The sequence below is a fragment of the Stenotrophomonas sp. P5_B8 genome (genome assembly GCF_054049855.1).
In genome coordinates this window covers 1-1,156 of record NZ_JBFULO010000714.1, presented here as the reverse complement: position 1 = coordinate 1,156, position 1,156 = coordinate 1, and the positions used below count along the sequence as shown (strand labels likewise).

Sequence of the window (1,156 nt, the reverse complement as noted above, 5' to 3'; positions counted from 1 at the left end):
CACCAACACCGCAACCTTCGATCCGCCAGCCAGTGCAAGCAACGCCAAAAATAATGCCGCGCCTTTGATCTCCGCTGGGCACCGACATACTACGGGTGCTTTGCGGGGCCCTGAGCCGCATGGAGGCGGCTCAGGAGCTTACAGGGGTGAGGGAGCATTGCGGCGAGGCACTGCCTCGCCAGCGTCCGAACGCCCAGCCGCCAGCGGCTGGGCCGAGGCGGGCCGCGGGGCGGGATTTGCAGCGTGCCCCGCGAACTTACTCAGGCCAGCGCCCTTCCAGAAGCCTGCGCACCTAATTTGACCTGGCACTGGCATTTGGCCTGGGTTACGCCTTCAAAAAACCAAACCCCACCAACGAAAAAGGCGACCCCGTCACCGGAATCGCCTTTTCGTCTACTGCATCTGCACTGCAGATTTTCTGTGGTAGCGGGGGCAGGATTTGAACCTGCGACCTTCGGGTTATGAGCCCGACGAGCTGCCAGACTGCTCCACCCCGCAGCAGAAGCGGAATTGTAAGGGAGTTTTCATCCCTGCGCAACCCCTGTTGAAACATGACCCATTTGACCCGCAGATGCGAAGCCAGAGCAAGAGCAGCCGACCATGGATCGGCTCTACCCTGCCCTCGCCGGCATCGGCATCGGCATCGGCATCGGCATCGGCACCGCATCGGCATCGGCACCGCATCGGCACCGCATCGGCATCGGCATCGGCATCGGCATCGGCATCGGCATCGGCGTCAGCGTCAGCGCCGGCGTCAGCGCCGGCATCAGCATCAGCATCACCACCGGCATCAGCGCCAGCACCAGCACCACCACCACCACCACCACCGGCATCAGCGGCTTCGGCTTCGGCTTCGGCTTCGGCGTCGGCGTCGGCATCGGCATCGGCATCGGCATCGGCATCGGCATCGGCATCGGCTTCGGCTTCGGCTTCGGCTTCGGCTTCGGCGTCGGCGTCGGCGTCGGCGTCGGCACCGGCGCCGGCACCGGCGACACAACGAAAAAAGCGACCCCGTTGCCGGGATCGCTTGATTCGTCCACTGCCTCCGGCTTGCACCGGAGCTATATGGTAGCGGGGGCAGGATTTGAACCTGCGACCTTCGGGTTATGAGCCCGACGAGCTGCCAGACTGCTCCACCCCGCAGCAGAAGCGGAAT

Annotated in this window: 1 protein-coding gene and 2 tRNA genes; all 3 read right to left on the bottom strand. The window is 64.4% G+C overall.

The window, feature by feature from the left end; all coding sequences use genetic code 11:
• Positions 1 to 421: 421 nt before the first annotated feature.
• The 3 genes from ACXJKH_RS20930 to ACXJKH_RS20920 all read right to left on the bottom strand — a co-directional run bounded on the left by ACXJKH_RS20930 (position 422) and on the right by ACXJKH_RS20920 (position 1,143).
• Positions 422 to 498 (bottom strand) — tRNA-Met (locus ACXJKH_RS20930).
• Between the two features lie 113 nt (positions 499 to 611).
• Entirely contained in the window at positions 612 to 1,040 is a 429-nt protein-coding gene (locus ACXJKH_RS20925) for a hypothetical protein (protein WP_457322258.1), read from the bottom strand.
• A gap of 26 nt (positions 1,041 to 1,066) precedes the next feature.
• A tRNA-Met gene (locus ACXJKH_RS20920) sits at positions 1,067 to 1,143 on the bottom strand.
• Between the last annotated feature and the right edge of the window lie 13 nt (positions 1,144 to 1,156).